The 3,866-nt window shown below is 71.6% G+C and carries 4 protein-coding genes; 2 read left to right on the top strand and 2 right to left on the bottom strand.

The window, feature by feature from the left end; all coding sequences use genetic code 11:
• Positions 1-512, bottom strand: a 512-nt coding sequence (locus VGZ32_RS25260; protein ID WP_326888690.1) for a TIGR03086 family metal-binding protein, incomplete at its 3' end; no start/stop codon positions are given.
• A 302-nt stretch (positions 513-814) separates the two neighbouring features.
• Positions 815-1,798 carry a threonine/serine dehydratase gene (locus tag VGZ32_RS25255; RefSeq protein ID WP_326888689.1) on the bottom strand — a complete coding sequence of 328 codons (984 nt, stop codon included), beginning with the start codon at positions 1,796-1,798 and terminating at the stop codon, positions 815-817.
• A 156-nt stretch (positions 1,799-1,954) separates the two neighbouring features.
• Between VGZ32_RS25255 and VGZ32_RS25250 the strand changes: the two genes are divergently transcribed.
• Positions 1,955-3,187, top strand: a complete 1,233-nt coding sequence (locus tag VGZ32_RS25250) for an ROK family transcriptional regulator (RefSeq protein WP_326888688.1) — start codon at positions 1,955-1,957, stop codon at positions 3,185-3,187.
• Between the two features lie 266 nt (positions 3,188-3,453).
• Positions 3,454-3,866, top strand: a 413-nt coding sequence (locus tag VGZ32_RS25245; RefSeq protein WP_326888687.1) for a DUF4188 domain-containing protein, incomplete at its 3' end; no start/stop codon positions are given.

Here is a 3,866-nt window from a genome sequence, read left to right as displayed (position 1 = left end):
GGCACCGGCACCGGCTCGGCGAACGCGCTTGAGGCGGCCAACGAGTCCGCGTGCGGGGCGGTGAACGCGAGGACCAGGTCCACCAGCTCGGGGTCCAGCGTGGGGTCCACGCCGATTCCGCGGGCCAGGTCCCAGGCGTGCACCACCAGGTCGGCGATCATCTCTTCGAGGTAGTGGCGCGCGGGCCGGTCCCCGTAGGACAGGTGCACGGTCCGCTCCAGCGCGCCGGGCTCCGCGAACGCGGCCCGCGCCGCGTTCGCCGCCGACTCCCACGCGCTGACCGGGTCCACGCCCAGCACATCGCCGTCGAAGCGGGCGCCGACCAGCTCGACGGTCTCCCCGCCCAGCATCGGCGAAGCCCACAGCTGCTCGGCGGTCAGATGGTTGACCAGGTCCCGAACGGTCCAATCGGCGCAGGGCGTCGGGGCCGCCCACTGGTCGTCTCGGATGACATGCACCCTGCGGTCGAATTCGGCGAACGCCCGGTCGTGCAGTTCGAGGAGAGTGCTCACGGAGTCATCCTGCCCTGTAACGGCTTTCGGGAAAGTTATGGACCGTTCGCGGTGCGCCGGGCCGCGGCCTTGCGGCCGCGAGAGGCGCGCACTGATCACACGTCCCGATCCGTGATCCGGTTCGCGGCAGCTCTAGGGGTGCTTCGCCCACGCAGCAAGCGTGCTGCTCGCGTGCGGGGCCGGGGCGGCCGCGAAAGCCCGGTGCCGCGGGGCGCCTTCCCGTGACGCGTGCTACAGCCGCGCCACACGCGAGCCGAACACACAGCAGGTGTCGCGGGCCTGGCGAGACTTTCCAAACACCCCTAGTCCAGCAGGTCGAGGTAGATGTCCGCGTCGACGTTGCCGCCGCTGACCACCGCGACGTAGGTGCGGCCGGGCGGCAGCTCGGCGCGGTGGGCCAGATAGCCGGCCACGGCCGTCGCGCCGCCGGGCTCGACCACGAGGTGCGACTGGAACGCGAGCACCCGCACGGCGAAGCGGATGGCGTCCTCCGGGACCGCGAGGATGTCGTCGACCAGGGCCTGGATGTGACGCCAGGTCAGCTCGCCGACACTGCTCGCGCGCAGCGCGTCGGCGATCGTCCGCCAGGTGTCCTCGACCGGCCAGGCGGTGCGGGTGCCGGTGCGCAGGGACTGCTGAGCGTCGGCGGCGAACTCGGGCTCGACGCCGAGCACGGTGGCCTCGGGGATCAGCTCGTCCAGCGCCGCGGCGATGCCCGAGATCAAGCCGCCGCCGCCGACCGGGACCAGCACGGTGTCCACGGTGACGCCCTGCTCGGCGGCCTGCGCGGCGATCTCCATGCCGACGGTGCCCTGGCCGGCGATCACCCGCGGGTCGTCGAACGGATGCACGAGCGTGCGGCCGCGCTCGGCGGCCAGGCTCCGGGCGGCCTGCTCGCGTTCTGCGGCCGGCACCCGCACGACCTCGGCGCCGAGCGCCTCGGTCGCGGCGACCTTGTTCGGTGCCGACCCCTCCGGGATCGCGATGAGCGCCGGGATGCCGAACCGGGCCGCCGCATAGGCCACCGCCTGCGCGTGATTGCCGCTGGAGACCGCGACCACGCCGCGTTCGCGCTGCTCGGGGCTCAGGCACGCCAGCGCGTTGACCGCTCCGCGGATCTTGAAGGCGCCGGTCGGCTGGAGGCACTCGGCCTTGATCCACAGCGGCCGGTCCGGATCGGCCCACGGGCACGGCAGCAGGGGGGTGCGCACCGCGATCCCGGCGATCCGCCCGGCGGCCGCGGCCACGTCCGGGTAGCCCACCAGTTCCGTCGTTCGGTCCGTCATCCGGCTCATTCATCCCTCGCGCTGTGCTGAATGTCCAACGTGCTGAAGGTCCAAAGCGCGCCCAACTGTACGCCCGTGCTCTGACAATCCCCGCGAGGAACGCCGCGTCCGCATCGCAGGCATCCACGCAGACCGCACGCACGTAAGCTGGCCGGTGTGAACGCTGTATCGACCGTGGACGGCGACGCGACCCAGCCGTGGAACCGGCGCGTGCTCCGGAGCATCAACGAGCAGGTGCTGTTCGACGCGCTGCGCGACGCAGGCACCACGTCGCGGGCGGAGCTGGCGCGCTCGACCGGCCTGTCGAAGCCGACGGTCTCGGCGGCGCTGGCCAGCCTCGAGCGGGCCGGTCTGGTCCGCCGCACCGGTGAGACGGTGCAGGGCGGGGGACGCGGGCGGGCGGCGGTGCTCTACGAGCCGGACCCGACGGCCGCGTACGTGGTCGGCCTGGACATCGGCCGCGAGTGGATCCGCGCGGCGATCGCCGGGCTCGACGGGGTGCAGCTCGAGCGGCGCGACACCCCCAACAAGTTCAGCACCGCCCCCGCCACGGTCCGCGCCGCGGCCGCGCTCGCCCGCGCCGTGGCGGACGGCGCCGGGGTCGACTGGCGCTCCGTCGCGCACGTGGTGATCGGCGGTCCGGGCGTGATCGATCCGCGCACGCACCGGGTCCGCTACGCCGTGAACCTGCCCGGCTGGCAGAAGGCGGGGCTCTTCGACCGGCTGCACGACGAGCTGGGGACGGGCCTGGACCTGCTCAACGACGCCGACCTGGCCGCGCTGGGGGAGTACGCGGCGGGTGCGGGCCAGGGGTGTCCGCTGTTCGCCTACCTGTGGGTGGGGACCGGCGTGGGCGCCGGGTACGTGATCGACGGCAAAGTGTTCCGGGGAGCCCACGGCGCCGCGGGGGAGATCGGCTATCTGCCGCTGTATCCGCTGCCCGTCGACGGCGAGGCGCCGAGCGGCGAGATCGCGCCCGGACGCGGCACCCTGGAGGAAGCGATCAACGGCGACGGCGTCACCCGGCTCGCCCGCGCGTTCGGCATGGCCCGCGTCACCAGCGCGAAGCAGGTCTTTGACGCGGCCAGGAACGGCGACGCGACGGCGGGCAAGGTGGTCGAGCACGAGGCCGCCCGGCTGGCCCACGCGGTGGCGGCCCTCGCGGCGGTGCTCGACCCGGAGCTCGTGGTGCTCGGCGGGGGGATCGGGCGCAACGCGGATCTGCTGCTCGATCCGCTGCACGCGACGCTGCACGAGCTGTCCCCGCTGCATCCCCGCGTCGCGCCGGCCCTCCTCGGCGATGACGCGGTGCTCCTCGGCGCGCTGGCGACCGCGGCGGAGGCGGCGCTCAAGCGGGTCTTCGACAGCCGGGCCGTCGCAGTGGTCTGAGGGGGCTGGCGGAGCGGGCTGACGCGCCCGCGCGCTCGCATCGCGCGCGATCTACAGAGCCGAGCTCTGATTCAGCTTTAAACGAATCGGAATATCCGAGCGCGTATCTCCTGTGCATGAACTGTCACAGAGTATTGCCGCGCTGCGTAGGATTCTGCTGGTAAAGCCACATTTTAGGGATGATTGATATGTTTCATCCAGAATAAATTACCTCTACCCAGACTCGGGGGGCGGGCTCGGCAGGGGGGAGAGAGAGGGTTGTACCCATGAAGGAGATGCCCATCCCAGGGCGCAAGATCGCCGACGCGGAAGGCGGGATCATCGTCTTTCTCATCGGCGCCCGAATCAACAAGCTGCGGGGCCTGCGACATTGGTGGTCGTCCTTCTGGACGATGCCCGGCATGCTCAGGGAACTGATGCAGGACAAGGACAGCGGGCTGCTCTCGTTCCGCCTGCTGACGCGCGGTCCCCGGCTGTTCGTGACCCTGCAGTACTGGGAGAACATCGAGAAGCTCTCCGAATACGCGTCGGACCCGAAGCGGCTGCACCACCCCGCGTGGTCGGCGTATAACCGCGCCATGCGCGGCGGGCGGACCGACCTGGGCGTCTTCCACGAGACGTATGTCGTGCCGAGCACCGACTTCTACGAGAACATCTACGTCAACATGCCCGAGTTCGG

Origin of the sequence: Actinocrinis sp., assembly GCF_035938995.1 — a bacterium.
Classification (GTDB): domain Bacteria; phylum Actinomycetota; class Actinomycetes; order Streptomycetales; family Catenulisporaceae; genus DASZGI01.
The sequence above is the reverse complement of the archived record's forward strand: the minus strand, read 5'-3'. Positions and strand labels throughout refer to the sequence as shown.